26 protein-coding genes are annotated in these 24,210 nt (G+C 53.6%); 14 read left to right on the top strand and 12 right to left on the bottom strand.

Annotated features, from left to right (window positions below; all coding sequences use genetic code 11):
- The first annotated feature begins 13 nt into the window (after positions 1 to 13).
- The 4 genes from AMM48_RS04555 to AMM48_RS04545 all read left to right on the top strand — a co-directional run bounded on the left by AMM48_RS04555 (position 14) and on the right by AMM48_RS04545 (position 2,648).
- Entirely contained in the window at positions 14 to 613 is a 600-nt protein-coding gene (locus AMM48_RS04555) for a hypothetical protein (RefSeq protein ID WP_102783103.1), read from the top strand.
- Complete coding sequence (locus AMM48_RS04550) at positions 613 to 1,212, top strand: hypothetical protein (RefSeq protein WP_102783102.1); 600 nt, start codon at positions 613 to 615, stop codon at positions 1,210 to 1,212. The genes AMM48_RS04555 and AMM48_RS04550 overlap by 1 nt, the downstream gene beginning before the upstream one ends.
- 205 nt (positions 1,213 to 1,417) lie before the next feature.
- A complete protein-coding gene (locus AMM48_RS22480; RefSeq protein ID WP_279627469.1) occupies positions 1,418 to 1,540 on the top strand; it encodes a hypothetical protein in 123 nt (40 codons plus the stop codon).
- 88 nt (positions 1,541 to 1,628) lie between these two features.
- Entirely contained in the window at positions 1,629 to 2,648 is a 1,020-nt protein-coding gene (locus tag AMM48_RS04545; protein WP_102783101.1) for a hypothetical protein, read from the top strand.
- A gap of 93 nt (positions 2,649 to 2,741) precedes the next feature.
- Here the strand turns inward: AMM48_RS04545 and AMM48_RS04540 are convergent, their stop codons facing one another.
- Positions 2,742 to 3,518 (bottom strand): hypothetical protein, encoded by a 777-nt coding sequence (locus tag AMM48_RS04540; protein ID WP_146030372.1) that lies wholly within the window; start codon positions 3,516 to 3,518, stop codon positions 2,742 to 2,744.
- Positions 3,519 to 3,784: 266 nt separating this feature from the next.
- Here AMM48_RS04540 and AMM48_RS04535 point away from each other — a divergent pair, with 266 nt between their 5' ends.
- Genes AMM48_RS04535 through AMM48_RS04525 form a run of 3 tightly spaced genes read left to right on the top strand, consistent with a single transcriptional unit; the run spans position 3,785 to position 6,534 of the window.
- The gene (locus AMM48_RS04535; RefSeq protein ID WP_102783099.1) at positions 3,785 to 4,879 is read left to right on the top strand and encodes a zinc ABC transporter substrate-binding protein; all 1,095 of its coding nucleotides are present in this window, start codon (positions 3,785 to 3,787) and stop codon (positions 4,877 to 4,879) included.
- Entirely contained in the window at positions 4,839 to 5,531 is a 693-nt protein-coding gene (locus AMM48_RS04530) for a DUF1007 family protein (protein WP_102783098.1), read from the top strand. Before AMM48_RS04535 ends, AMM48_RS04530 begins: the two co-directional genes overlap by 41 nt.
- On the top strand, positions 5,473 to 6,534 hold the full coding sequence (locus tag AMM48_RS04525; protein WP_102783097.1) for a high frequency lysogenization protein HflD: 1,062 nt from the start codon (positions 5,473 to 5,475) through the stop codon (positions 6,532 to 6,534). Before AMM48_RS04530 ends, AMM48_RS04525 begins: the two co-directional genes overlap by 59 nt.
- A 78-nt stretch (positions 6,535 to 6,612) precedes the next feature.
- On the opposite strand, the gene AMM48_RS04520 is transcribed toward AMM48_RS04525, so the two are convergent.
- From AMM48_RS04520 to AMM48_RS04505, 4 genes are all read right to left on the bottom strand, one after another.
- Complete coding sequence (locus tag AMM48_RS04520) at positions 6,613 to 7,047, bottom strand: hypothetical protein (protein ID WP_022733164.1); 435 nt, start codon at positions 7,045 to 7,047, stop codon at positions 6,613 to 6,615.
- 141 nt (positions 7,048 to 7,188) lie between these two features.
- On the bottom strand, positions 7,189 to 7,917 hold the full coding sequence (locus tag AMM48_RS04515; RefSeq protein WP_102783096.1) for an anti-sigma factor: 729 nt from the start codon (positions 7,915 to 7,917) through the stop codon (positions 7,189 to 7,191).
- A complete protein-coding gene (locus tag AMM48_RS04510; protein WP_102783095.1) occupies positions 7,914 to 8,456 on the bottom strand; it encodes a sigma-70 family RNA polymerase sigma factor in 543 nt (180 codons plus the stop codon). The genes AMM48_RS04515 and AMM48_RS04510 overlap by 4 nt, the downstream gene beginning before the upstream one ends.
- A gap of 177 nt (positions 8,457 to 8,633) precedes the next feature.
- Entirely contained in the window at positions 8,634 to 9,503 is an 870-nt protein-coding gene (locus AMM48_RS04505) for a LysR family transcriptional regulator (RefSeq protein WP_102783094.1), read from the bottom strand.
- Between the two features lie 126 nt (positions 9,504 to 9,629).
- Between AMM48_RS04505 and AMM48_RS04500 the strand changes: the two genes are divergently transcribed.
- Positions 9,630 to 9,920: a DUF1127 domain-containing protein gene (locus AMM48_RS04500; RefSeq protein WP_158246425.1), complete on the top strand. Its 291-nt coding sequence runs from the start codon at positions 9,630 to 9,632 to the stop codon at positions 9,918 to 9,920.
- Positions 9,921 to 10,103: 183 nt separating this feature from the next.
- On the opposite strand, the gene AMM48_RS04495 is transcribed toward AMM48_RS04500, so the two are convergent.
- Positions 10,104 to 10,973: a LysR family transcriptional regulator gene (locus tag AMM48_RS04495; RefSeq protein ID WP_022733169.1), complete on the bottom strand. Its 870-nt coding sequence runs from the start codon at positions 10,971 to 10,973 to the stop codon at positions 10,104 to 10,106.
- Positions 10,974 to 11,121: 148 nt separating this feature from the next.
- Here AMM48_RS04495 and AMM48_RS04490 point away from each other — a divergent pair, with 148 nt between their 5' ends.
- On the top strand, positions 11,122 to 11,349 hold the full coding sequence (locus AMM48_RS04490) for a hypothetical protein (protein WP_102783092.1): 228 nt from the start codon (positions 11,122 to 11,124) through the stop codon (positions 11,347 to 11,349).
- Between the two features lie 103 nt (positions 11,350 to 11,452).
- Here AMM48_RS04490 and AMM48_RS04485 read toward each other — a convergent pair whose 3' ends face one another.
- The 5 genes from AMM48_RS04485 to zwf all read right to left on the bottom strand — a co-directional run bounded on the left by AMM48_RS04485 (position 11,453) and on the right by zwf (position 17,177).
- Positions 11,453 to 12,094: a bifunctional 4-hydroxy-2-oxoglutarate aldolase/2-dehydro-3-deoxy-phosphogluconate aldolase gene (locus AMM48_RS04485; RefSeq protein ID WP_102783091.1), complete on the bottom strand. Its 642-nt coding sequence runs from the start codon at positions 12,092 to 12,094 to the stop codon at positions 11,453 to 11,455.
- Between the two features lie 23 nt (positions 12,095 to 12,117).
- A complete protein-coding gene (gene glk, locus AMM48_RS04480; RefSeq protein ID WP_102783090.1) occupies positions 12,118 to 13,056 on the bottom strand; it encodes a glucokinase in 939 nt (312 codons plus the stop codon).
- A complete protein-coding gene (gene edd, locus AMM48_RS04475; RefSeq protein WP_102783089.1) occupies positions 13,056 to 14,888 on the bottom strand; it encodes a phosphogluconate dehydratase in 1,833 nt (610 codons plus the stop codon). Before edd ends, glk begins: the two co-directional genes overlap by 1 nt.
- 5 nt (positions 14,889 to 14,893) lie before the next feature.
- The gene (gene pgl, locus AMM48_RS04470; protein WP_102783088.1) at positions 14,894 to 15,613 is read right to left on the bottom strand and encodes a 6-phosphogluconolactonase; all 720 of its coding nucleotides are present in this window, start codon (positions 15,611 to 15,613) and stop codon (positions 14,894 to 14,896) included.
- A gap of 76 nt (positions 15,614 to 15,689) precedes the next feature.
- The gene (gene zwf, locus AMM48_RS04465) at positions 15,690 to 17,177 is read right to left on the bottom strand and encodes a glucose-6-phosphate dehydrogenase (protein WP_102783087.1); all 1,488 of its coding nucleotides are present in this window, start codon (positions 17,175 to 17,177) and stop codon (positions 15,690 to 15,692) included.
- 963 nt (positions 17,178 to 18,140) lie between these two features.
- On the opposite strand from zwf, the gene AMM48_RS22475 reads away from it, so the two are divergent.
- On the top strand, positions 18,141 to 18,272 hold the full coding sequence (locus tag AMM48_RS22475) for a hypothetical protein (protein ID WP_022733176.1): 132 nt from the start codon (positions 18,141 to 18,143) through the stop codon (positions 18,270 to 18,272).
- Between the two features lie 722 nt (positions 18,273 to 18,994).
- Positions 18,995 to 20,284, top strand: coding sequence for a polyhydroxyalkanoate depolymerase (gene phaZ, locus AMM48_RS04460; protein WP_102783086.1), 1,290 nt, complete (start codon positions 18,995 to 18,997; stop codon positions 20,282 to 20,284).
- Positions 20,285 to 20,366: 82 nt separating this feature from the next.
- On the opposite strand, the gene AMM48_RS04455 is transcribed toward phaZ, so the two are convergent.
- The gene (locus tag AMM48_RS04455; protein WP_102783085.1) at positions 20,367 to 20,753 is read right to left on the bottom strand and encodes a hypothetical protein; all 387 of its coding nucleotides are present in this window, start codon (positions 20,751 to 20,753) and stop codon (positions 20,367 to 20,369) included.
- Positions 20,754 to 20,929: 176 nt separating this feature from the next.
- On the opposite strand from AMM48_RS04455, the gene AMM48_RS04450 reads away from it, so the two are divergent.
- From AMM48_RS04450 to AMM48_RS04440, 3 genes are all read left to right on the top strand, one after another.
- Positions 20,930 to 21,544, top strand: a complete 615-nt coding sequence (locus AMM48_RS04450) for an NAD(P)H-dependent oxidoreductase (protein WP_102783084.1) — start codon at positions 20,930 to 20,932, stop codon at positions 21,542 to 21,544.
- Positions 21,544 to 23,412 (top strand): monovalent cation:proton antiporter-2 (CPA2) family protein, encoded by a 1,869-nt coding sequence (locus AMM48_RS04445; protein ID WP_102783083.1) that lies wholly within the window; start codon positions 21,544 to 21,546, stop codon positions 23,410 to 23,412. The genes AMM48_RS04450 and AMM48_RS04445 overlap by 1 nt, the downstream gene beginning before the upstream one ends.
- A 72-nt stretch (positions 23,413 to 23,484) precedes the next feature.
- Entirely contained in the window at positions 23,485 to 24,207 is a 723-nt protein-coding gene (locus AMM48_RS04440) for an SDR family NAD(P)-dependent oxidoreductase (protein WP_102783082.1), read from the top strand.
- Positions 24,208 to 24,210: the final 3 nt, after the last annotated feature.

Here is a 24,210-nt window from a genome sequence, read left to right as displayed (position 1 = left end):
AATGAGCCAACCGATGGGAATTTGCCTTTTTATAAACCCGATCAAGGGGGCGGGTGATGATTTGCCCGATATCGGATCACATGCCCCCAATACCGCCTTTGTAGATCAATATGATCTCGACAAGACCGATTTATCGCAATTCGCGGCCCTGATCTTGCCTGCGCATATAGATCAACGCTTTTTGGGCACCCGATCCGATCAGATCACAACATTTCTCGACCAGGGCGGAACGCTTGTTTTCAACGGACATGTTGCCTGGCCGATGCTGCCAGAACTAAAACCGTTCGTCCCCCTTGAACGTCAGTCGCTTGAAAATCTGATGATCTATCGCGTCAATCACCATCCGGTATTTGACGGCGTTGATTGCAATGACCTGACCTTCAAACGCGGTGTCGCCGGATTTTATGCCCGTGGCAGCAACCCACCCCCTGATGGGGCCATCCCTCTTCATGTTCTGGGCAAAGAACAACTGGTGTGTGATTGGCTATATGAACGCCCTAAGGGCGGGCGGATATTGATGCATTCGGGCAATGATCTTTGGATGTATATCGGCTCGCAAAACAGCACCTCACGCGTCGTGCCGCAACTGTGCGCTTGGGCAGGAGGGGAATGATGGGCAAACTGGCAATCATTGATACCGGGACCTATTACCATCACCGGGTTATCCACGAAGACCGCTTTGGTCATTTTTTTGATCAGGCAATCTATATCCGTGATCTGTGCAAGACAGATTTATCTGCCATCACCACCCTAATTGTGCCATGCCGGACCGACCCGGCCCATTTGGTCGCCCATCGCAAACTGTTTGCCGATTTCCTAAATGACGGCAAAACCGTTGTCGCGATGGGATCGACAGGACCAGACAAATGGCTTGATGATATCAGTTGGCGTTTCACGCCGACCAATTTCTGGTGGTGGAAAGAAGGCGGGTCCCTGAACCTTGAGATCGCCGAACCGGAGCATAGCCTGTTTGATTACGTCAAACTTACCGATGCAACCTGGCATCATCACGGATTACTGACCCCACCCGCAGGAGCCACATCCCTGATCAATGCCAACAAGGCCGGATCGATTTTCTATGATGACCGGGTGACTTCGCCGGGGCGGAAAATCGTCACCACCCTTGATCCGATGTATCACCACGGCAACCATTTCATGCCCGCAACCAGCCGCTTTCTTGACGGTTTCCTGCCGTGGCTTAAAAGCCAGTAGCAGCTCCGGAAACACTGAGAAATCTGCCAATCCGCACCCAGAAACTACGGGTGCGGATTTTTCGTGACCAGTTTGGAATTATCTATTTCGCCCCATTAGCAAGCCCGCAGTTCCGATCATTGATGTCGACATTTTCGGCAATCGCCAACTATATGTCCAACACACCGCACATAACGTCATTCGCCTTGAAAAGTCCGAAGCCGAATTGACGCAGGACTATATCGGGCAGTTGCCGGGATATGGTGTGACCTTGCAGGCAGTTGACAACGACACCGGCGAAATCCGGCATGAAACAAACTACACACCCGACGACATTTCAGTATCCTGATTGTAAAAAAACGCCCGCTGCCTTTAACTTATGCGCCGCGATGGCCACCTATTGCTTATGCAATAGTTGTGTTCGCGCTGGAGCCCGCATGCAGAAGAAACTTCGTCCCACAATCATCGGCATTCTTGCCAGTTTTTTGTTCTTTGCGGGCAATGTCGCTCAGGCCGAAACACTCAACATCGCCTTTCCATCTGGCCTCAAAGAGCTGTTTAAGTACGAGTTTAACGTCATCGAACTTGCCCTTGAAAACAGTGATGCCGACATGTCCCTCAATGTGACAGAAATAGACGGTCTAAGCGGTTCACGCTTGGTCGAAATGCTGAAAGCCGGTGAAACGGATGTGATCTTTGGCGGTTACAGCCCTCAGCGCAACGAAAGTCTTCTTCAGATCAATATTCCCATGACGCGCGGCATGCTGGGACATCGCGTTTTCATGACCCACCGCGACAACCTTGATGCTCTTCTCAGGATTAAAACACTTGCCGATCTCAAACAGTTTTGCATCGGTGCCGGATCAGACTGGCCCGATGCAGACATCATGGAACAAAATGGATTTTGTGTGGATCGCGCCCCACGAAACCGGCTTTGGGATATGCTGGAAAATAAACGCTTTCCCCTTTTGACGCGCGCCGCACACGAAGCATTCAGAGAACGTCCTGACCTCCAACGGAAATATCCTGATTTGGTTCTGGTTCCCGATATATCACTTGTCTACAAGTTCGATTTCTTCATCTATGTGCGCAAAGGCAATGCGCAGCTTCAACAACTGCTGACAACCGGTTTGGAGCGCGCTTATGCGTCCGGCGCCTTCATGAAAAATTTTGAAAGCGATCCAAGCATCTCGCACGCACTGGCTGAACTAAGCCGCCTTCCTTATACATTCACCATCCGAAACCCGATCCTCGACCCAACAACCAAAAATATTGATCCCAAATACTGGCATGGGAACCTTGAGTTCGACACGCATCAGAACCGATCTTCATGCCCAAAAACCAAGATCACCTGCCCGGAGCAAGAAGGCATCAATATGCGTTCCATCACGGACCCATCCCGGTCCTATTTGACCGTAACCAAAACGCCCGCGCTCTCAGTCGCGCTATCGTACTGATAAGCAAATAAAATCAACAGAACTACATACGGAGATTTTTCGTTTCGCAAATGAAACATTCCTATTGCGGTCAAACAATAAATCTTATTAAGGTCACTCAGTAAGCCAATATTGCTCCGCCGTTTGATCGTTTTTCGGACCAATACCTGGGTTATCAAGATCAATCACACGCCGATCAGACTGGCGAATGTAATCCATTGCTGCCGCGATAGAAGGATCAGAACGGAAGTATTCGTTAAACGCCCCGCTGAAAAACGCATTCTGAAAACCCTGTTCCAGCAAGGAATGCCGAATTTTATCATTCTTGCCGACATAGGTGAAAAAATCATACTGATATCGCAACAACAGTGTTTTCTCGACACGCAACCCGGCACGTTTGAGTTGCTGGACCCGATCTCTTTTAAGCGCCTCATGCACGGCCAAATGCATCATGTCAAACCGGTCGTTTTCCAGCATTGAAATCAGGTTGTTTTGCGGTGCCTCTGTCACACACAGTCCTGCGTCTTTCAAAATTGCCGTATCAAGCCAGCCCTGCCCCGAACCGATACAAAACCCCTTAAGGTCCTCAAGCGATTTAACCCTCATCAGGGATGCCTGTGTGTCCGCCCGAATGACAAACAGGCGATACCCCTGCAAGCCACGGGTAATCGGAAAGTCGACCTGAAGGAACTCCTCGCTGAAAGCAGGGTTATACCCAGCAAAGATGACATTGATCTCACCGCTGCGTAGCATCGTGAGGCCGCGCGTTTGGGTTAAACGCTCAACCGATAGAACTTCTAACTGATGTTCACCGGGGGCATTTGCGATGGCCAGCCGGATGGCACCGATCTGAAAGGCAAAGTTATCCTCTGAACCTTTTGGCACAGCCATGCGAAACGTTTCCGCAGATACCGTGGACACCACCCCAAAGGCAAAAAGAACCAAAATAACGACGCCGCCGATGAGACGGTCGAAAGCTTTTCGCATATGTTTCAAACACCAATGCAGCCATACAATCCTATGCAATAGGTTGTGCGGCGTTGGCAAAAGATAAGCCCCCCAGAACGGCAAGGCTCATTTTTTTACTTGACGGTTTGTTATGATATAACATAACAGATAACCAACCTTATATGCTCCCCCATAACCGGACCGGATCAATGCAAAACTTTCCTTCCACTCTTCGCCGTCTCCTTCTCGCCTCTCCCCTGCTTGTGGCACCCTTCGCGGCTCAGGCTGCCGATGCACCATCAGTTGTTGCCACCCTCAAACCGATCCACGGCATCACAAGCGCGTTGATGGACGACGTTGGGGAACCCACTTTGCTGATCGATGGGGCAGCCTCCCCGCATGCCTATTCGCTGCGCCCCAGCGAAGCACGTGCTTTGCAAAATGCCGATCTGGTGATTTATGTGTCGCACAGCCTCGAAAGTTTTCTGGAAAAACCTTTGGCAACCTTGTCGGTTAACAGTCATCAGCTTGAACTGATTGATGCCCCCGGCCTGACCCTGCTCGAGATGCGCGAAGGCGGCAGCTGGGAAGCCCACAGCCACGACCAGGGCGCACATGAGGAGCATGAGGAGCATGGTGAAAGTGATCATGACCATGACCATGATCACGATGCGCACGACCATGAAGCCGATCACGGGCACGAACATGCCGACAGTCACGACCACGATCATGACCACGATCATGACGCCGATGAACATCATCATGATGAACATGAGCACGGCGGAATTAACCCGCACATCTGGCTTGATCCGGCCAATGGTGCGGCCATCGCCACCGCCATCGCCGATGAACTGATCGAAATTGATGCCACCCACGCAGAAAATTATCGCGAAAACCTCAAAAAGCTGCTTGCCAGTCTCACCGTCCTTGGCAATGATCTGGGCGATAAGCTTGCGCCGGTCCGCAGCACGCCTTATGTGGTTTTCCATGATGCCTATCAGTATCTGGAAGCTGGCTTTGGCCTGAACGGGGTCGGCTCCGTGACCGTGTCGCCCGAACAGAAGCCCGGAGCCAAACGCCTCCATGAAATCGAAGAAAAAATCCGCGACACCGGTGCCGTCTGTGTCTTTGCCGAACCGCAATTCCGCCCCGCGATTGTTAAGGCGATTGTTGCCGATACCGGCGCACGCATTGGCACCCTTGATCCGCTGGGGGCAAACATCCCCAAAGGCCCGGATGCCTATCAGGCCATCCTTGCGCAAAATGTCGACGCCCTGGTCGACTGCCTTGGCAACGGTTCGTAATACGGGCTTTGCAATGCTGGTCGCGGGCTTTGTGCTTGCGACCAGCACGCCCGCCTCAGCCCATCCTCATATCTGGATTGATGCCAACGCCGAAATGGTGTTTGAAAACGGCAAGCTGACCGCCATCAAAATGCACTGGGTGTTTGATGACCTGTTCAGCATGACGCTAATTGACGAGTTCGATAAAAATTTCGACACCCGGTTCTTTGGCAATGAAAACACCACATTGCGCGACAATGCCTTTGTCGCCCTTGGCGAAGTTTCATGGCTGGCACATTTACGTAAAAACGAAGTTCTTCTGCCCTTTACCCAAACGCGCGATTTTACCGCCGACATCACCGATGACAGGCGGGTGACCTATGATTTCACCCTCGTTTTAGACGAACCGCTTGATCCGGTAAAAGATACCATCAGCCTTTCCGTCTATGACGCCGAGTATTATATCGACATCGCCTTCACACAGGTCGATCCGATCGTGTTTACCGGCAACACCGCAACCAGCTGTCACTTTGAAATGAGCGAAGATGAAAAAAACCGCATCTATTTTGATCTGGTGGCGCCAATACGTGCCGACCTTGTCTGCGCAGCACAACATGGCGATAGCGGGTCTTCTGGCGGTCTTGCTCCTGGCGATATGGTCCGGGTCGAGTAATCCGGCTGCGGCCCAATCGGCCAATCTTCTGGGACGTGGTAACAGCGACGCGGCAACCACCGATACCGCCTCAGCCCCGCAAGATGGGGACAGCTTCATCACCCTGCCCGTCTGGCTATCGGATGTCGTCGGTCAGGTCATCATCATTCAAACAAAACTGAACCGCGAAATCACAGCCACCCTTCGCGACGCCAAAAACGGCGACAGCTTCTGGCCCGGCTTGATGATCATTGGCCTGTCATTTCTCTATGGCGTTTTTCATGCGGCGGGCCCCGGTCACGGCAAAATGGTCACCACCACCTATTTCCTGTCGCGCGACGCCGGATGGAAACAAGGTGTCGCCATGGGCAGCCTGATTGCCGGGGTGCAGGCCATCACCGCCATCGTTCTTGTTGGGTCATTGACCCTGTTTTTAAACCTTGGCCCGGCGGCAATCACCCAAAACGGTCTGGTGCTGGAGGCAGTTTCATATGCGCTGATCGTTGGTCTTGGTCTGGTGATGTGTTTGCGGATCATACAGGGCCGCGATGATTGCTGTGATCATCATTCCCATGACCACACACATCATCACGATGATGGTCGTGATCACCATCACAGCCACGCACATGACCATACCGACACGCATCACCATGATGCCGCCCCCACCGCACATTCCACGCCATCGACGGCGCGTAATCGCTGGCAAATGATTGCCAGTGGCATTGTGGTTGGGCTGCGCCCCTGCACCGGATCTATTCTGGTGCTGCTGTTTACGCTGGCCAACGGGCTGTTTCTGATCGGGGTTGCTGCCGCCTTTGCCATGGCAATCGGGGTTGCACTGACCATCAGCCTGATCGGGCTGGCCGCCATCGGTATTCGCACCGGAACCCAGCATTTGTTTAGTGTCTCCGAAACCACATCGGGCATTCTACGCCGTACGATTGGCTTAACCGGGGCGGGATTGATTACCCTGTTTGGGGCAATGTTGTTAATGGCTTCTGCCCGCCAATTGGGTTGGCTTTAACACCCCCCACAAAAAACAGCCCGCAGGGCCAATGACCTTGCGGGCTGTTGAAATCTGGCGTCGAAAGGCTGTTTTGCCTTACTCGGCGTGAATGACTTTCATGACAAGTTTGCCATCCGGCTTGATCGGGCCGTCTTCTTTGGCACCAAGGGTGTATTCATACACACCGGTTTTCATGCCGCCTGCTTCGGAATGAACCATCAACATCAGCATCTCGCCGGATTTGACCGGTTCCTGAAGGATGGCAGCAACATCCATGTTTTCACCCTTTTTGATCGGCGCATAGCCAACCACCGGGCCCGGTTTCATGTCTTTGTCGGTACGATGGACAACCAGCCAGCCGTTTTCACCGGCCATGATTTTTTCCGCCGTCACGGTCCCACCCGATACATCTTGATCCATGGCATCGACCATCGGGCCCATTGCCAACGCGCCTGTGCTGCTGGCCAGAACGAAACCGGCACTCAGCATCATGGCACCAAGAAAGCCCGAAGTTTTATGTTTCAACGTCATGTGAAGTCTCCTTTGCTTTTGATCTGGAACACGCTTTTCGCGGTTCGCTCATGTCGTGCGTTTCATCGCACACACAGAAGCTACGCAGAGAATTCAAACGGGTTTCAGCAAAGAAGAAATTTTCTGCATTAGGCCCAGAACCTAATGTTCTACCGAAATCAACCGACCATGGATTGCAGGACCGGTCGGCTGCCCGGTTGGTGAGCCGCCTTCTGGTTCAAGGCTGATGCCAAAGGTTGCGGTACGCAACATCGCCGGATCAAACTGGCCAAGGTTCTTGGTCGTCGCGACAGACGCATTCTGCAAAAGCCCCAAGGACTGTGGGACAGAATCGCTCTGATCCGACTTGATCCAAAGTTGATAGGTTTTGCCTTCGGGCAACGATGCCTCAACCGGGCGAATGGTCACCGCACGGGTATCAAGATCAATCGTCATCACAAATGCGGGCTGGGTATCGTCGCGGTGAAATACCGCCACGAACGGGCCATCCTGGACCGGTGTGGCAATATCGGTTGCCAGAACCGCAATGATCAGGCTTGCAGCAATCGCCCCGGCCCCAAGTGCCCCGGAGCGCCACATCTTGACCTTGCGCTTCAGGCTGGCGACCTCAGACAAACTGGCGATGTTAGCGCTAACATTTTGGCCGGCAGTTTCGATCCGGCTTCTGATGCTGGCAAACAGATCACGTGACGGGGCAACCGCATCATAATGTGTATTAAGCGGTGACAGCCGCATTTCCCAATCGGTGATCGCCTTATCAATTTCCGGTTCCCGTTCCCGACGGGCAGCCACAGACTGACGCTGTGCGGGCTCAAGCGTGCCCAACACATATTCAGCGGCCAGCATATCAATGTCTTCCCGGTCGGTCATGATCCCAGGCATTCCTTTAACTGTCTTAAGCTGCGATGCAGCCACGTCTTGATCGTTCCAACCGGCTGGGCAAACCGTTCTGCCAATTCGGCCCGAGACCAGCCTTCAAGATATGCCAGTCGGACAATCTGTTGACGGTCGTTTTCCAAACCGTCCAGACAGTATTCCAGTTGGCGTACCTCGTCGGCAAGCACGACCTCCTCGAAAACCGTGTCATGTGACACCAGAACTTCAATTTCGGCGTCTTCAATGTCGGTTTCAGGCCGTTGGCGGCGCACGATATCAATTGCCCGGTTCCGTGCAATCGTTGCCATCCAGGTAATGATCGATGCCCGTCCCGGTTGGAAATCACCGGCTTTCTGCCAGATGCGCACATAAATATCCTGTAACGCGTCCTCGCTTTGAGCACGGTTTTTCAAGATACGCAGCACAACGCCAAAAAGTTTCGCCGATGTTGCATGATACAGCCGCTCAAAGGCGTCCATGTCACCATTAATCGACTGACCAAGCAGCTTTTCCAAATCCCGGGTCGTTGTCATTTTCACCGCCAGCTTCGTGCAGAAAAGACCGAATTCCCTGCGCCGTAGAAGAACACATACCGGATTGCAAACCCGAGCGACCTTCTTCCTACGTTACAAACACCATAGTTGATCAGTTCCAGCCCCAAGTCATATAGAGAATGCGTCCTGAGCCTAAGTATCTGAACAAAAACACAATCAGGATTTAAATTCCGCCGGAATACTTTCGGTTGTTTTGATCAGCGCATCCATCACCATCCGCACGCCGGGGGACCGGCGCATGTCAGGATGAACCACAAGCCAGACCGGCTTGCTGATCTCACCCGGCGCGTCGTCAAACACCCTTTCAAGCCGATCATCAACATCGGCCATATAGCGCGGCAAAAGCCCAAGCCCATGTCCGGCCGCGACAAAGGCCCGAACCGTCTGGCTGTCATCGGCCCTGACCCGCACCGGCAATTGCCGGTTTAGCATCTTCCACACCCAGGCCTGTTGATAGTCGCCAAATGAGAAGCTGCCATCGGCACAGAATTCCCAATCGCCTTCAGGCACGCGCTCTGTATACCCCTTTGCCGCATAAACGCCGTAGCGCAAATGCGTCAGTTTGCGCGCGATCAGCCCGCTTTGCGCCGGGGTTGCCATCCGCACCGCAACGTCTGCTTCGCGGCGCGCAAGATTGGCAATGACGCTTGATCCAAGAATTTCATATTCAAGGTTCTTTTGGTCCCGCAGCAATTCCGCCAACCGCGGCGCAAACAGCAATCGCCCGGCGGCGGGGGGCACGGAAATCCGCACCACACCATGGGCGGTTTCATCACCGCGCGCCTGCCGTTCAAACGCCAAAACGTCTTCTTCGATCCGGCCCGCCACCGGCACAAGGTTTTCGCCCGCATCGGTCAATTTCCACCCGGTTGCCAAGCGGTCAAACAGATGCGCGCCCAGATGGGTTTCCAATGCTTCGATGCGCCGCGCAACGGTTGTGTGGTCCTTGCTCAATCGCCGGGCGGCCCCGGAAAGCGTCCCTTCCTCGGCAACTGCGACAAAAAACCTAAGATCATTCCAGTTCATATCTGTGGGTCCTACACTTGCGCAATTTTGCACAACTATAGCGCATTTTATCTAAATTCCATTGTATTTCTGCGCATGCCAATCTTTGGTCATCGAAACGGCCCACCCCGATCAAGGAGCATGACAATGGCTGTATCACATCAGATCGAATGCAATACCCTCGTCGGGTGTGTGTCGACAAAAACATCGTACGGGAAGATGGCACAACGCCCAACCTCTCGCGCCACGCCCCCCACTGTCACCAAGGGTGTTAGCGCTATCATCCCGGCGATCGTCAATGCCGTTTTGCGGTCCTACAAACGCTATCAAAGCCGCATTGCCCTGAACCGGTTAAGTGACGACCAACTCTACGACATCGGTTTGGAACGCCACAACAACAGCTACGTGCCGCGCGACGAGTACCTCAACCGGTTTTAACCAGATCAAAGCGACCAGCGGCCCTGAACCAATGGTAATCGACACGCTTTGATATCGACCATCTTCGCGATAGGGGTATTGCGGAGATGGCTAGGCTCAGGACCTAGAATGCCTTCCCTCAAGGCATGAAAAAGGCTCCCTTGAATTTTAAGGGAGCCTTTTTCAGTCAATATCGGTCCATCGTCAGACCTGAAATTCTTCGGCAATGTTATCAGCAGCCTTGATCAAGGCATCCATCACCAATCGAACACCGGGGGATCGGCGCATGTCCGGGTGAACCACCATCCAGCCGGTTTCACGGCTTTGCCCTTCGACATCGGCATGGATCAGTTCAAGTTCGTCGTCCTTGTCCCCAAGATAGCGCGGCAGAACCCCGACACCATGTCCCGCAGCAATGAACTGGCGGACCGTTTCGGTTTCATCGGCACGAAAACGGCACGGCAATTCCCGGCCCAGTACGTTGCGCACCCATTCCTTTTTTGATGCGCCGTAAGCGGTATCTTCATAACCGCAAAATTCCCAGTCCATTTCCGGCACCCGGTCGCGGTAGCCAATCCCGCAATAAAGCCCGACCCCCAATTCGACCAGCTTACGCGTAATCAATCCCGGTTCGCGCGGGGTGATCATGCGCACGGCAACATCGGCTTCGCGGCGTGCAAGATTGACCACATTGGCAGCCCCGATAATTTCAAATTCAAGCCCCTTGTGTGCCGTAAGCAACCTGGCCAGACGCGGGGCAAACAACACACGCCCCGCTACTGGGGGGACGGAAATGCGCACAACCCCGTGGGCGGCTTCATCGCCCTTGGCCTGACGTTCAAAGGTAAGGGCTTCTTCCTCAACCCGTTCGGCCACCGGGACAAGATTATGTCCCGCCGTGGTCAGTTGCCAGCCGCGCGGCAAACGGTCAAACAGCTTGGTGCCAACATCATCTTCAAGCGCCTCGATTCGGCGGGCGACTGTCGTGTGTTCCTTGCGCAGACGACGCGCGGCCCCCGAAAGGCTGCCTTCACTTGCCAAAACAAGGAAATATCGCAAATCGTTCCAGTTCATATCGACACTTCTATCCGTATTTTGTCGTGTTAATCCGATTTTTTTTGCACATCAGATATGCAAAACAACCTTCTTCCTGTTTTATTTTGCATATGACATTGTCCGCCCATCAACGGATCAATTCAACCTGAGACTTCAGGAGGCCACCATGGCACATCAGATTTCTGGAAACGCACCTTTCGACGCTGCAAACGACCCCTTTACCAAACGCATGCCGTTTGGCGCGCTCATGAACCGCATCGAAAAATATTTCGAGAACAAGCGCAAACGCAAGAACCACAGCGATCTTATGAGCAACCTGAGCCACGCAGACCTCGCCGACCTTGGCCTGCAGCGCAAATTTAACGGCACGACCTGGTATCTCGACCGGATGTAGGAAACGCTGCCGGACCTCAAAGCCCGGTAAGCCAGTTGCCAGCTAGCATTAAAAAAGGGACCCAAATGGGTCCCTTTTTATTTGTCATACAATTGCGAATATCTTAGCTGCGAATCTCACGAACCCGGTCGGTTGCTTCCTGTGCCAGCTTGGTGATGGTTGCCCAATCACCCGCCTTGACCGCATCCTTGGGCGCAACCCATGATCCGCCGACGGTGATAATATTCGGTAATTTTAAATAATCAGCCAGATTATTCAATGAAACACCCCCAGTCGGACAGAAGCTGACCTGCGGCAATGGCCCCGAAAGAGCCTTGAGCATCGACACCCCACCCTGCTGTTCAGCCGGGAAAAATTTCAAAATGTCATAGCCATGATCAATCAGGTTCATGATTTCCGACGGGGTGCCCGCCCCGGGCAACAACGGCACGCCAGTATCCTTGGCAGCCTTTAAAAGACCGTCGGTATGGCCCGGTGACACGGCAAAGGCACAGCCGATTTCAGCCATGCGTTCCATTTGCTTGGCATTGATCACCGTTCCTGCACCGGTAATCGCACCGGGGACTTCGGCGATAATACGTTTAATGCTTTCTTCGGCAGCCGCACTGCGCAACGTAATTTCCAGCACCGGCAAACCACCGGCCACCAGTGCCTTGGCCAGCGGCACGGCATCATTGGCATCTTCGATCACCAGAACCGGCACCACCGGGGCCTTTGACAGAATCTCACGCGATGAAAGGCTCATAAAATCTTCCTTCTGTTTGCCGGTCAGGCCGTTAAAATCTTGGCGCAACCGATCAGGGCCGGGTATTTCGCCGTCATCAGGCGTACCGGCACATCATTCATTAAATCATGGAAACGGCCCTTGGCGATCATCCGCTCTTTCAGGCCGCTTTGTTTCATATAATCAGCAATCCGCGGACCAATACCGCCGCCGATAAACACCCCGTCAAACGCACCAAGTGTCAGCACAAGGTCACCCGCAACCCCACCCATAAACAGGCAGAACCGGTCCAGCACCTTACGACACAGCGGGTCATTTTGTTGCAAGGCACCGTCAACCACCTCAGCGGCATTTTTCGGCGCCACATCAAGACCATCGATGGCGGCAAGTGCGCGGTACAGGTTTTCAATCCCCATGCCCGACAAAATACGTTCCGCCGATACGCGCCCCAATTCATGGGTCAGGAATTTGACGATTTCAAAATCAAGTTCATCGACCGCAGGCAAGGACACATGCCCGCCTTCGCCCTGAATTGGCAACCAATGGCCTTCGTGGGGCAACAAGCCCGAAACGCCAAGCCCGGTCCCCGCCCCAATGACCGCCAAGGGCAAGCCCGGACGTCCGGGACCATCAAATAGCGTAATCAGGTCTTCGCCGCCCAGATAGGGTACCGACATTGCCAAGCCGGTAAAATCATTGACCACCACAAGACGATCCAGATTGAACTCGGCCTTAAGCGCATCCTTGGAAAACACCCACGGATTGTTGGTGAATTTAATCTCATCGGCCATGGCGGGGCACGCCACCGCCACGGCAAATTCACGCAAATCCGCACAGTCGGTTTTGACCATGAAATCACGCATGGCATCGCCGATGGTGGCATATTCACGCACCGGCAATGTCATTGGCGTATGGGGATTGCCAGCATCGTCAAGCCAAGCAAAGCGGGCATTGGTCCCGCCAATATCACCGACAAGCTGCATTACGCGACTTCAGCCTCCCCCGGGAGGACAGCACATGCGCCCATTTCAGCCAGTCCAACATGGTCGCGGAACACGCCAAACAACTCACGGCCAAAGCCATCCTGATGGGATGCCTTGTCGTCAAAGGTGGCAAAGTCACGCTTGGCCAGTTCGGCATCTGTCACATTGAGGATCAGATCACCGGTTTCCGCATCAAGACGGATGATGTCGCCATCCTGTACCTTGGCAATCGGGCCGTTCATCATGCCTTCTGGTGTGACGTGGATGGCAGCAGGCACCTTACCCGACGCACCCGACATGCGACCATCGGTGACAAGGGCAACCTTATACCCCAGATCCTGCAGCACACCCAACGGCGGGGTGAGCTTGTGCAGTTCAGGCATGCCGTTGGCTTTCGGCCCCTGGAAACGCACAACACAGATGACGTCACGATGAAGCTTGCCTTCCTTGAAGGCCTCCATCATTTGTTCTTGCGATGTAAACACCGCAGCCGGAGCTTCGATGACACGGTTTTCCGGTTTCACGGCGGACACCTTGATCACGCAACGGCCAAGGTTGCCCGACAACATCCGCAAACCACCGTCGGCACTAAATGCCTTTTCCGCCGGACGCAGGATGTCTTCATCCTGACTGTCAGCCGGGGCATCACGCCATGCCAGCTTGCCACCGTCCAGATACGGCTCTGTGCCATAGGCCGCCATGCCACCAGTATGGATGGTTTCCAGATCAGGATGCAGAATACCGTTTTTCAAAAGGTCGGAAATAACAAAGCCCATACCGCCTGCGGCATGGAAGTGGTTCACATCGGCCTGACCGTTCGGATAAACGCGGCACAGAAGCGGGACCAGACGCGACAATTCGTCAAAATCATCCCAGCGCAGCTCAATCCCGGCCGCACGCGCCATCGCAGGCAAATGCAGCGTATGGTTGGTTGACCCACCGGTCGCAAGCAACCCGACAATCCCGTTCACAAACGCCTTTTCATCCAAAACCTTACCAACCGGGCGATAATCATTGCCAAGTTTGGTAATCGCAAGCGCACGGCGGGCGGCTTCTTCGGTCAGCGCATCGCGCAGATCGGTATTCGGGTTCACAAACGCCGCGCCGGGAAGATGCAAGCCCATGACTTCCATCAGCATCTGGTTGGAGTTTGCCGTGCCATAGAACGTACAGGTGCCCGGGCTGTGGTAAGACGCGGTTTCGGCCTCCAACAGTTCCTTGCGGCCGACTTTACCTTGGGCATACAGCTGACGAATGCGGGCTTTCTCGTCATTGGGAAGGCCTGATGGCATTGGACCGGCAGGTACGAAAACTGCGGGAATATGGCCATAGGACAAGGCCCCCATGACAAGACCCGGAACGATTTTGTCACATACACCCAGATAAAGGGCGGAATCGAACACGTCATGCGACAGTGACACAGCCGTCGACATGGCAATCACATCGCGTGAAAACAGCGAAAGTTCCATGCCCGGACGGCCTTGGGTCACGCCATCACACATGGCCGGAACGCCCCCGGCAACCTGTGCTGTTCCACCAGCTTCAAACACGGCCTTTTTGATACGGTCGGGATAAACGCCCAGTGGTTGGTGGGCCGACAGCATATCGTTGTAAGACGTCACGATGCCAAGATTGGCACCCTCATCGCCATTGATGCGTTCCTTATCAGCCGCACTACAGCCCGCCGACGCATGGGCAAGGTTGCCGCATGACAGCGATGAGCGATGCGGGCGATCGGACGCGGCGGCCTCGATCTTGGCAAGATATGCTTCGCGGGTTGGTTTGGAACGCTCGATAATGCGTTTGGTGATCTGATCTATTTCACGTTTCATGGGGTTCAGCCTTTCGGGTTCTCGGCGCTCCACCACAGATCGACGGGGACGTCAGTCTGTTGCAAGATTGCGCGAACGGGCATCTCTTCGATTTCTGTGCCGTTTTTCGCGGTTTCAAAGGTCGACCATTTGGATTGTCCGGTAATATGAAGACCAATATACCGGGCGTTAAGGATGGCGGGCAACGTCATGCTGATGCGCGGGACCGGGGACACGGTCGGGCGCGCAGCGACAACCAGTTCGCCATGTTCGGGATAAAGCCCTTTGCGCAGGGCTTCGGGCGTTGAGGATGGGAAAAGTGATGCGGTATGACCGTCATCGCCCATCCCCAGATACACAATATCAAGCGGCCAATGCAGTTCGGTCCGCAAACGCGCACTGACGGTATTGACCGCGTCTTCCGGACTGCCATCAGGTGTTTTAAGCGATACAAAGCGCGCGTGCTGGGCTTCGTTGATAAACAAATAATCGCGGACCAGTTTTTCATTGGACTGATCATCATCAAGCCCCACCCAGCGATCATCGCCAAGGGTCACGGTGACTTTGGACCAGTCCAGACGGGCGTGTGAAAGCGTTTCAAACAAGGGTTTTGGGAACCGCCCACCGGCAACTGCCATGCTGGCATGGCCGCGTGTCGCGATGGCAAATTCAAGCCGTTCGACGGTTTCCTTGATCATTGCCGCAAGCATTTCGTCGCCGCTTTGGAAAATGCGTTCATTTGTCATGTCGTCATCCCGAAATTGGGGTGTCAGTGACAGCAAAGCAAGGCGCGTTGACGATCCAACGCGCCTTTGCCAATGCCTAGAACCCGGCTTCTTCGTTCCAGGTACGTCCATCGCGTTCAATCAACGCAATGGCGGCCGATGGCCCCCACGTACCCGACGTATAGCCCTTGGGCGTGATGTGATTGTTCTGCCAGGCATCCTGAATGGCATCAACCCACTGCCAAGCGATGTCCTGTTCATCACGGCGGACAAACAGGGTGTTATTGCCATCAATCGCATCGAGCAACAGACGCTCATAGGCATCCGGGCTACGCCCGCCAAAGGCCTCGGCAAAGGACAGGTTCAAGGCGGTTGGACGCAGGCGCACAAGGCCCGGTCCCGGATTTTTGTTATTCAAAATAAGATGGATGCCGTCATCGGGTTGCAGACGCAAAACAAGGCGGTTGGCCTGATAATTGGTCATCGATTTTGCCAGCGGGAAAATCTGATGCGGCACATCGCGGAATTGTATGACAATTTCCGAATGGCGTTTTGGCAACCGTTTACCGGTTCGCAGATAGAACGGAACGCCCGACCAACGCCAGTTGTTCAGTTCCGCCCGGATGGCGACGAAGGTTTCTGTCGTACTGTCGACATTGGCCCCGTCTTCTTCGAGGTAGCCCGGCACTTCCTTGCCACCAACCGCCCCTTTGCGGTACTGGCCGCGCACGGTGGATGTGTCGATGTTGCTGTCATTGATTGGCATCAGCGCCTTGAGCACTTTGACCTTTTCATCGCGCACCGCGTCCTGATCAAGGACATAGGGCGGTTCCATCGCGACCAAGCACAGAAGCTGCAACATATGGTTTTGCACCATGTCGCGCATTGCACCGGCATCGTCATAATAGGACCAGCGGCCTTCGGCACCGACTTCTTCGCCGACCGTGATCTGCACGTGGTCAATATGCGCGCTGTTCCAAAGTGGTTCAAACATCGCATTGGCAAAGCGCAGAATCATAAGGTTCTGCACTGTTTCCTTGCCAAGGTAATGGTCGATACGGAAAATCTGGTTTTCGTCGAAGACTTCACCAATCTGGCCGTTGATTTCACGGCAACTGTCAAGGTCATGACCCAGCGGCTTTTCAAGCACAACGCGGGAATTTGGCGTTACCAGACCAACCTTTTTAAGGTTAAAGGCCATATCAGCAAACAGGGCCGGACTGGTCGAGAAATAATAGACCCGGTCGCGATCAGGCTGATCGGAAAGTTTTTCGTGAAGAACCTTAAACCCGGCTTCGTCGCCTGCTGAGACCTGAACATAGGAAATGCGCTGGGCGAATTTTTTCCAGGTTTTCGCCTCAAACTCGCCTTCGGGGACGAATTTTTTTCCGGCTTCTTCAAGTTTGGCCCGGAAATCTTCGTCGCTATGTTCGCTGCGCGATGCGCCAAAGATACGGGTGTCATCATCGAAACGCCCGGTCCGTTCCATTTCGTAAAGTGCGGGGAAAAGTTTGCGTAGTGCCAGATCTCCGGTCCCACCGAATATCACGATATCAGCAATACGATGTTTAAGCCTTTGTCTCATTCTGCCCTTAGCCTTCCAACGTTTCCTCCCCGTCGTCTAGGTGGGATCCCGGACTTTTGACAATCCGGGCAGACGATCGGGACACGGTAGTTACCGTGAAAACAGCACCGGATTGCCGGTTCTGTGCGTGTATTTACCAACCTGACACCATAGGGAAATTTTCCACTTAATGGCGCATGGCCGGTTTTGTATGAGTAATCAAACACAGCAAACTTCTGACACTCTGGTTGGCAGTGTCAGGCGTCGCCAGAATGTTTGACCACCTTATTTAGGCCAACAGCCATGCTGCGTCCTGATCAGCAAGGGTGCGATGTTCCGGTCTTTGAGCCCACTGTTACACGATCTATGAGGGCAAGACCACTGCGTTCAAGCCCCCGAAAGACGGCTTTACCGAAATCCGGTTTAACCGTAACAGTTTGTTGCAAAACAATCCGAACATTCGCCGAAACACACCCCATTTTAGGCCAGTCTGCATATCCTGCAACAATTTGATTTTATACAAATTGAATCGGTTTAAATCAGCGCCCTTTTGATCTGTCAGGCAAACCCATAAAACCGACAGCCGATTGATGATCCATCACACGATATCGCAACTATGCGGGTATTTCATCCGGGTTAAATGTACGTTTTGATGACACCTTGCGATCTTCTCCGCGCGATCATGGGTGGACATAGCAGGGCCGGAAATAGAGTGAGAACACCAGCAAGAACATCCTGCGTCCGATGTCTTTTATAAAGACTCGCGCAAACACGAGGTTTCCTGCGGTCCTTGTTCAACCCAACTCACTTGATCACCCTTGAATGTTCTCATTTCCCATTAAAAATGAGAACATTTGAGAACACTATTTTTTGATTATATTTCAAATACTTAATTAGATTAATCCGCATTTGTTCCAATTTTGTTCTTGCAGGAACAAAATCAGAACGCTATGGTCCTTGCAGACAGATTGAGGAGGACAAACCATGCTGAAACTGATCGAGAACCCGACCCGCTTGAACGAGCTTTGCAGCACTGTTGCTGTGGTTGGAAGTACAGGATTTTTTCTGTTCGTCATCGGGCTTGGCATGGCGCAAACCCTGCGCAGTCTGATCTGATAAAAAATCCCCATTGAAATTTGCGAGGCCCGGACGATTGTCCACCAAGGGCACCTGACCGGCAGGCTACCCCGCACCCTGTCCCGCCTGCCGGTCAGACTTCCCCATGCCCTTGCTCCCTTATGCATTCGTTCTTTTAGGCTTCGTTATCTCCGCACTTTAATCCGCACTGAACTATTATACTGGCGCTGCTGTTTTCCCTACGGCAGCGCCCTTTCTTTGTTTGGGCCAATGTCATCCCGAAAAATCTGCAGCCTCATTGACTTAAGGCTGGGTGTCGGGCGTTTTGCACAGCCGGGCGACGATTCTAAAACGTCTAAAATGTGCTGCCCCAAAAGCCATATCTCCCCATTTCCCTGCTAAAACTATTATTGCAACGCAACAGCTTACGCTGCATTGCAATATTTCACTCGACATCGGCGTGAATTTTCTGTTGAATCAGAACGTAAAAGCACTATTTGGAATATCATCATACTTTATGGCTATTGTGTAAAACCTGTACTGCCGTAGGCTACATTGTGATTTTAAGGTTTTCTGACGTCTGGGGATAAGCTGCTTTGGCGCTGCCCCAATGCCACAAACGACAGATGCCATAGTACTTTGCCGCACGTGACTGCACGTCTTACAAAACGCCTGTGCGTGACAAAAAACAGGACGAAAAGCCGTAACCAGGACGGTGACACCCGGGCCCTTGGGCCCCTGTCATCCGGGAGTGAGAATATATGCTGTACCACCTTTATGAATTGCAGCACGCCACGATAAGTCCGCTGCGTATGGCCGTCGATGCCAACAAAAAATGGCTGCGCAATCCAGCCAATCCGCTTTCCTATACCCAGCCGGGTCGGGCCGTAGCGGCAGCGTGCGACATGTTCACCCACATTACCCATCGTTATGGCAAACCGGAATTTGGCTTGGATACCACAACGGTTGACGGTCAGACCGTGGCTGTCACCGAAGAAATCGTCCATAGCGAAGCTTTCTGTGATCTTTTGCATTTCAAACGCGAAACCGGTCATTTGAAAACCCAGCCCGACGATCCGCGTTTGTTGATTGTCGCACCGCTGTCAGGGCATTTTTCAACCTTGCTGCGTGGCACGGTCGAGGCATTGCTGCCTGATCATGATGTCTATATTACCGACTGGATTGATGCCCGCACGGTTGCGGTCCATCAGGGTCACTTTGATCTTGATACCTATATCGATTATCTTATGCGGTTCCTGCGCAAGCTTGGCCCGAATACCCATGTGATGGCGGTTTGTCAGCCATCGGTTCCGGTGATGGCCGCTGCATCCTTGATGGCGGCAGGAAACGAGGATTGTCAGCCAGCGTCAATGACGCTGATGGGCGGCCCGGTGGATACCCGCGAAAACCCGACCGAAGTGAACAAATTTGCTGAGCAGCATGATCTTGAATGGTTTGAACGCCATGTCATTTCACATGTGCCGCTGCCCAATACCGGTGTCATGCGCCGGGTCTATCCAGGCTTTATGCAGCTGGCAGGCTTCATGGCGATGAACTGGGACCGCCACGTTTCAGCCCACCATGACATGTTCATGCATCTGGTCGAAGGTGACGGCGAAAGTGCCGATGCCAAGCGGAACTTCTATCACGAATATCTTGCTGTCATGGATATGACAGCCGAGTTTTACCTTCAGACGCTTAAGGTTGTGTTCCATGAACATAACCTGCCCAACGGCACCATGCGCTGGCAGGGGGTTCCGGTTGATCCATCCGCGATTACCAAGACCGCACTTTTGACGGTTGAAGGGGAACGCGATGACATTACCGGCATGGGCCAAACCCGTGCGGCGCATAAACTGTGCACCAACCTGCCCGATAGCATGCGCATGCATCACATGCAGCAGGGTGTCGGCCATTACGGTGTGTTTAACGGTCGTCGCTGGCGCGAACAGATCAGCCCGCGGATCAAGCAATTCATCCGTCTTCACGATCATGAGGGCAAAGGTGCACGCAGTGCCCCCAACGTCACCCATATCAACGCCGCTGAATAAGTCCTTTAAGCGCGTTTAGAACCAATTGATAAAGCCGCCCGAACGCCTTACTGGCCGGGCGGCTTTTTCTGTTCTGGGGCCTTTAAGCAACATAGCGTGGCTGAATACGACCATTGACGATTTCACCGCCAAACGTCCCGTCGCCATAGCCATATTGCTCGACCGGATGCAGCGTATCGACAAGGTGTTGATAAACAGCCGCCGCAGATGCTTCCCATGCACTGATCGCGCCGATCACCACCGGGTAGGCTCCCCCGTCAAGCAATCCAATTGCAGTATCAATGTCGGCATTGGTGACAGCATTTGTGTCATCGCGAAGCGTTAAGTGAACGCCGATCACCTGATCATCCTTGATTGCCATGATCCCGATGCAGGATGTGAAGGCCGTAAACATGATCTCGTCGGCCTTGCCCCATTCACGTTCGGCAATGGCCTCGGTATCGGTGGCTTGGATAAAGACATATGGCATTGGGATTTCCTTGATTTCAAATGAAACAAACACCCCGTTGAGACGCCATTCCACCTAGGATGTGAAAATTGCTGTTTTATTCTAAACGTGGTTCTAAACACTTCGTAAACGGGCACTTTCACGTTAAAACCAAAAGAACGATCCACACAAAACACCACGGAACAACGGAGAAATCGATGGCGCGTGTGTTAACGCTGTTTGCCCATCCTCGGCAGGACCGCTCGGAAATCAATTGGCCCATGTTCGAAGCAGCCCAAACTGTTGAGGGGGTAACCTGCGTTGATCTCTATGCGCGCTATCCGAGCTTCGAGATTAACATCGCCCGCGAACAGTCCAGTCTTTTGGACCATGACGTCATCATCTTCCAGCATCCGCTTTATTGGTATTCCGCCCCGGCCATCATCAAGGAATGGATGGACCTTGTGCTCGAATATGATTTTGCCTATGGCGCCGAGGGAACGGCACTGAATGGGAAAGTGATGTTCAATGCCGTTTCGTGCGGAACAGCGCGCAGTGCCTATACAGTCAAAGGCGGACATATCGCCGAACTTCGGACCTTGTTGATGCCGTTCGAGCGCACAGCAGATCTATGCAACATGCGGTATCTGGCCCCCTATGCCACCTTCAGCGCCGGGTCTTTGCGCGCAGAAAACCGTGTAAAGGAAACAGTGTCGCAGTGGCACAGTTTCCTGACGGCCCTCACACAGGATCGCATTGATCTTGATGCCGCGGCCAATGCATTAACCCTGACCGACCATCCCGACAGCTTTTTCATTGGGGAGAATGCGTGATGGAAATTCTTTCACATGCTTTTGTCTATCTGGTCGCAGCCGTTGTTGCCGTGCCGCTTGCCCAGCGCCTTGGTCTGGGGTCCGTGCTTGGCTATTTGATTGCCGGGGTGGTGATTGGTCCGATCCTTGGCATTGTTGGTAATGAGACCGCCGACCTTCAGCATTTTGCCGAATTTGGCGTTGTCATGATGCTGTTTCTTGTCGGACTGGAACTGCGCCCGGCGATGCTGTGGTCGATGCGCGGCCAGTTGATCGGCCTTGGTGGATTGCAGGTTACGCTGACAACTGCCGTTATCGCGGCGGGCTGCATGGCGTTTGGCCTTTCGTGGCAATCGGGCATTGCCATCGGCATGGTGCTTGCGTTGTCATCGACTGCCATTGTGCTGCAATCGCTTAATGAAAAAGGCTGGCTTGGCACGGTTGGCGGCAAAAGCGCCTTCTCGGTTCTGCTGACACAGGATGTCGCGGTGATCCCGATGCTGGCTTTGCTGCCGTTGCTCGCAGTTGAAACGCTGAGCCCATCGGGCGATGATCCCACCGCGCACGGTGCAATGTTGCTTGACCTTGTGCCCGATTGGGCGCAACCGCTTGTGATTATTGCAGCAATTGCCACGATCATCATTGGCGGGCGGTATCTTATTCGCCCGATGTTTCGCTTTATCGCCCATTCGCGCCTGCGGGAGGTTTTTACTGCTGCGGCCCTTTTGCTGGTGATTGGCATTGCACTATTTATGACGGCCATCGGGCTGAGCCCGGCACTGGGGACGTTTCTGGCTGGTGTGGTTTTATCCGATAGCGAATACCGCCACGAACTTGAAAACGATATCGAACCGTTCAAGGGGTTACTACTCGGCCTGTTTTTCTTGACAGTCGGGGCCGGGATTGATTTTGGTTTGCTGTTTGATCAACCGATCATACTGATCGGCCTGGCGTTTGGTGTGATGATCATCAAGGCCGGTATCCTGTTTGCCATTGCCAGCATCTTTGGCCTGCGCGGTGCGGACCGATTGTTGTTTGCTGTCGGGTTGGCTCAGGCGGGTGAATTTGCCTTTGTGTTGTTTGGCATGGCATCGGGCATGGGCGTTTTGCCGGTTGATCTGATCGGGAAAATGACGCTGGTCGTGGCACTTACCATGATCCTGACCCCTGCGGCCTTTATCCTGTATGAGCGGGTTTTAGCCCCGCGCATGGTCAAGACCAACAGCCGGGAGGCCGATACCATTGAAACGCCGGGATCGGTTGTGATTGCGGGTCTTGGCCGGTTTGGGCAGATCGTCACCCGCCTTCTTGCCACCAATGGCCATGATGTGGTGGTGCTTGATCATGATCCCGAAGTGGTCGAAAACCTGAGTCGGGTCGGGTTTCGCGCCTATTACGGCGATGCCACCCGGCCTGATCTTTTGCACACCACCGGCATTGAAGATGCCCGATTGTTTGTTGCCGCGATTGATAACCGCGACAAACTGACCGCCTTGGTCGAACATGTTGCCAAACACTATCCCAAGGTCCGGATTTTGGCACGCGCACATGACCGACATCATGTCTATGAGCTTGAAAAAGCCGGGGCACATTGCGTGCAGCGCGAAACCTTTGACAGTGCGCTTAACCTTGGCCGTGATGCGTTGATTGAACTCGGCCTGCATCCGTTCCGGGCCGAACGTAAAAAACAGGCGTTCCGGGCGCATGATTTTGAAACACTGGAAAAATTGCGCGAACGCTGGAATGAACATGGGGTGGATAAGGGATACATCGACACCATGCGGTCCCAGAACGAAACCCTGTTTGAGCTTATGCGTGATGAACGCGATGAGAAAACCCACGGTGACCGGCATTGGACCCCGCCCCCTAGCGCCAATCCCGATCCGTAAATCAGATTGGGCAAAACCAATAGTGCACCGCCTGCGTAAGATTCCAAGCACCATCACCGCAGGAGCCTGACCATGACTGACGTGCCAGAACTTGACAGCTTTGCCACCCCATCAATTGCCGTGGTGATTGGTGCCACGGGCGGGATCGGGCAGGCTTTTATGGCCCAGCTTACGCAAAGCGATCGATTTTCGCATGTTGTCGGTTTTTCGCGCACGACCGATCCGGCCCTTGATTTCACCAAGCCGGACGGCATTGCGGCGTGCGTTCAGCACCTTCGCGCGCTTTCGGGGGATGTTCGGCTGATCATTGATGCCACGGGGTATCTGCATGATGACACCCATCAGCCGGAAAAATCACTGCGCCATATTGATGCGGACTATATGGCCAAGCAGTTTTTGATCAATGCGATTGGTCCGGCGTTGCTGATGAAGCATTTCTGCCCGCTTTTGCCCCGTGATGGCAAATCGGTGTTTGCCACCCTGTCGGCCAAGGTCGGTAGCATCAGTGATAACCGCATGGGCGGCTGGTACGGCTATCGCGCAGCCAAGGCCGCCCTTAATCAACTGGTGAAATGCAGCGCGATTGAAATCGGCCGCAGCAAGCATGATGCGATCTGTGTTGCCCTGCATCCCGGCACGGTCGATACCGGGCTTTCCGGGCCGTTTGCCAAATCCGGACTGAAAGTACAGACACCGACTGAGGCGACAACCAACATGTTGCGTGTGATTGACGGGCTGAGTGCCAAACAGTCTGGTGGCTTTTATGCCTATGACGGCGAAAACCTGCCGTGGTGATCA

This window comes from Thalassospira sp. GB04J01 (assembly GCF_000751115.1).
In the GTDB taxonomy this organism is placed as follows: Bacteria; Pseudomonadota; Alphaproteobacteria; order Rhodospirillales; family Thalassospiraceae; genus Thalassospira; species Thalassospira lucentensis.
This window is presented reverse-complemented; position numbering and strand designations above follow the sequence as displayed.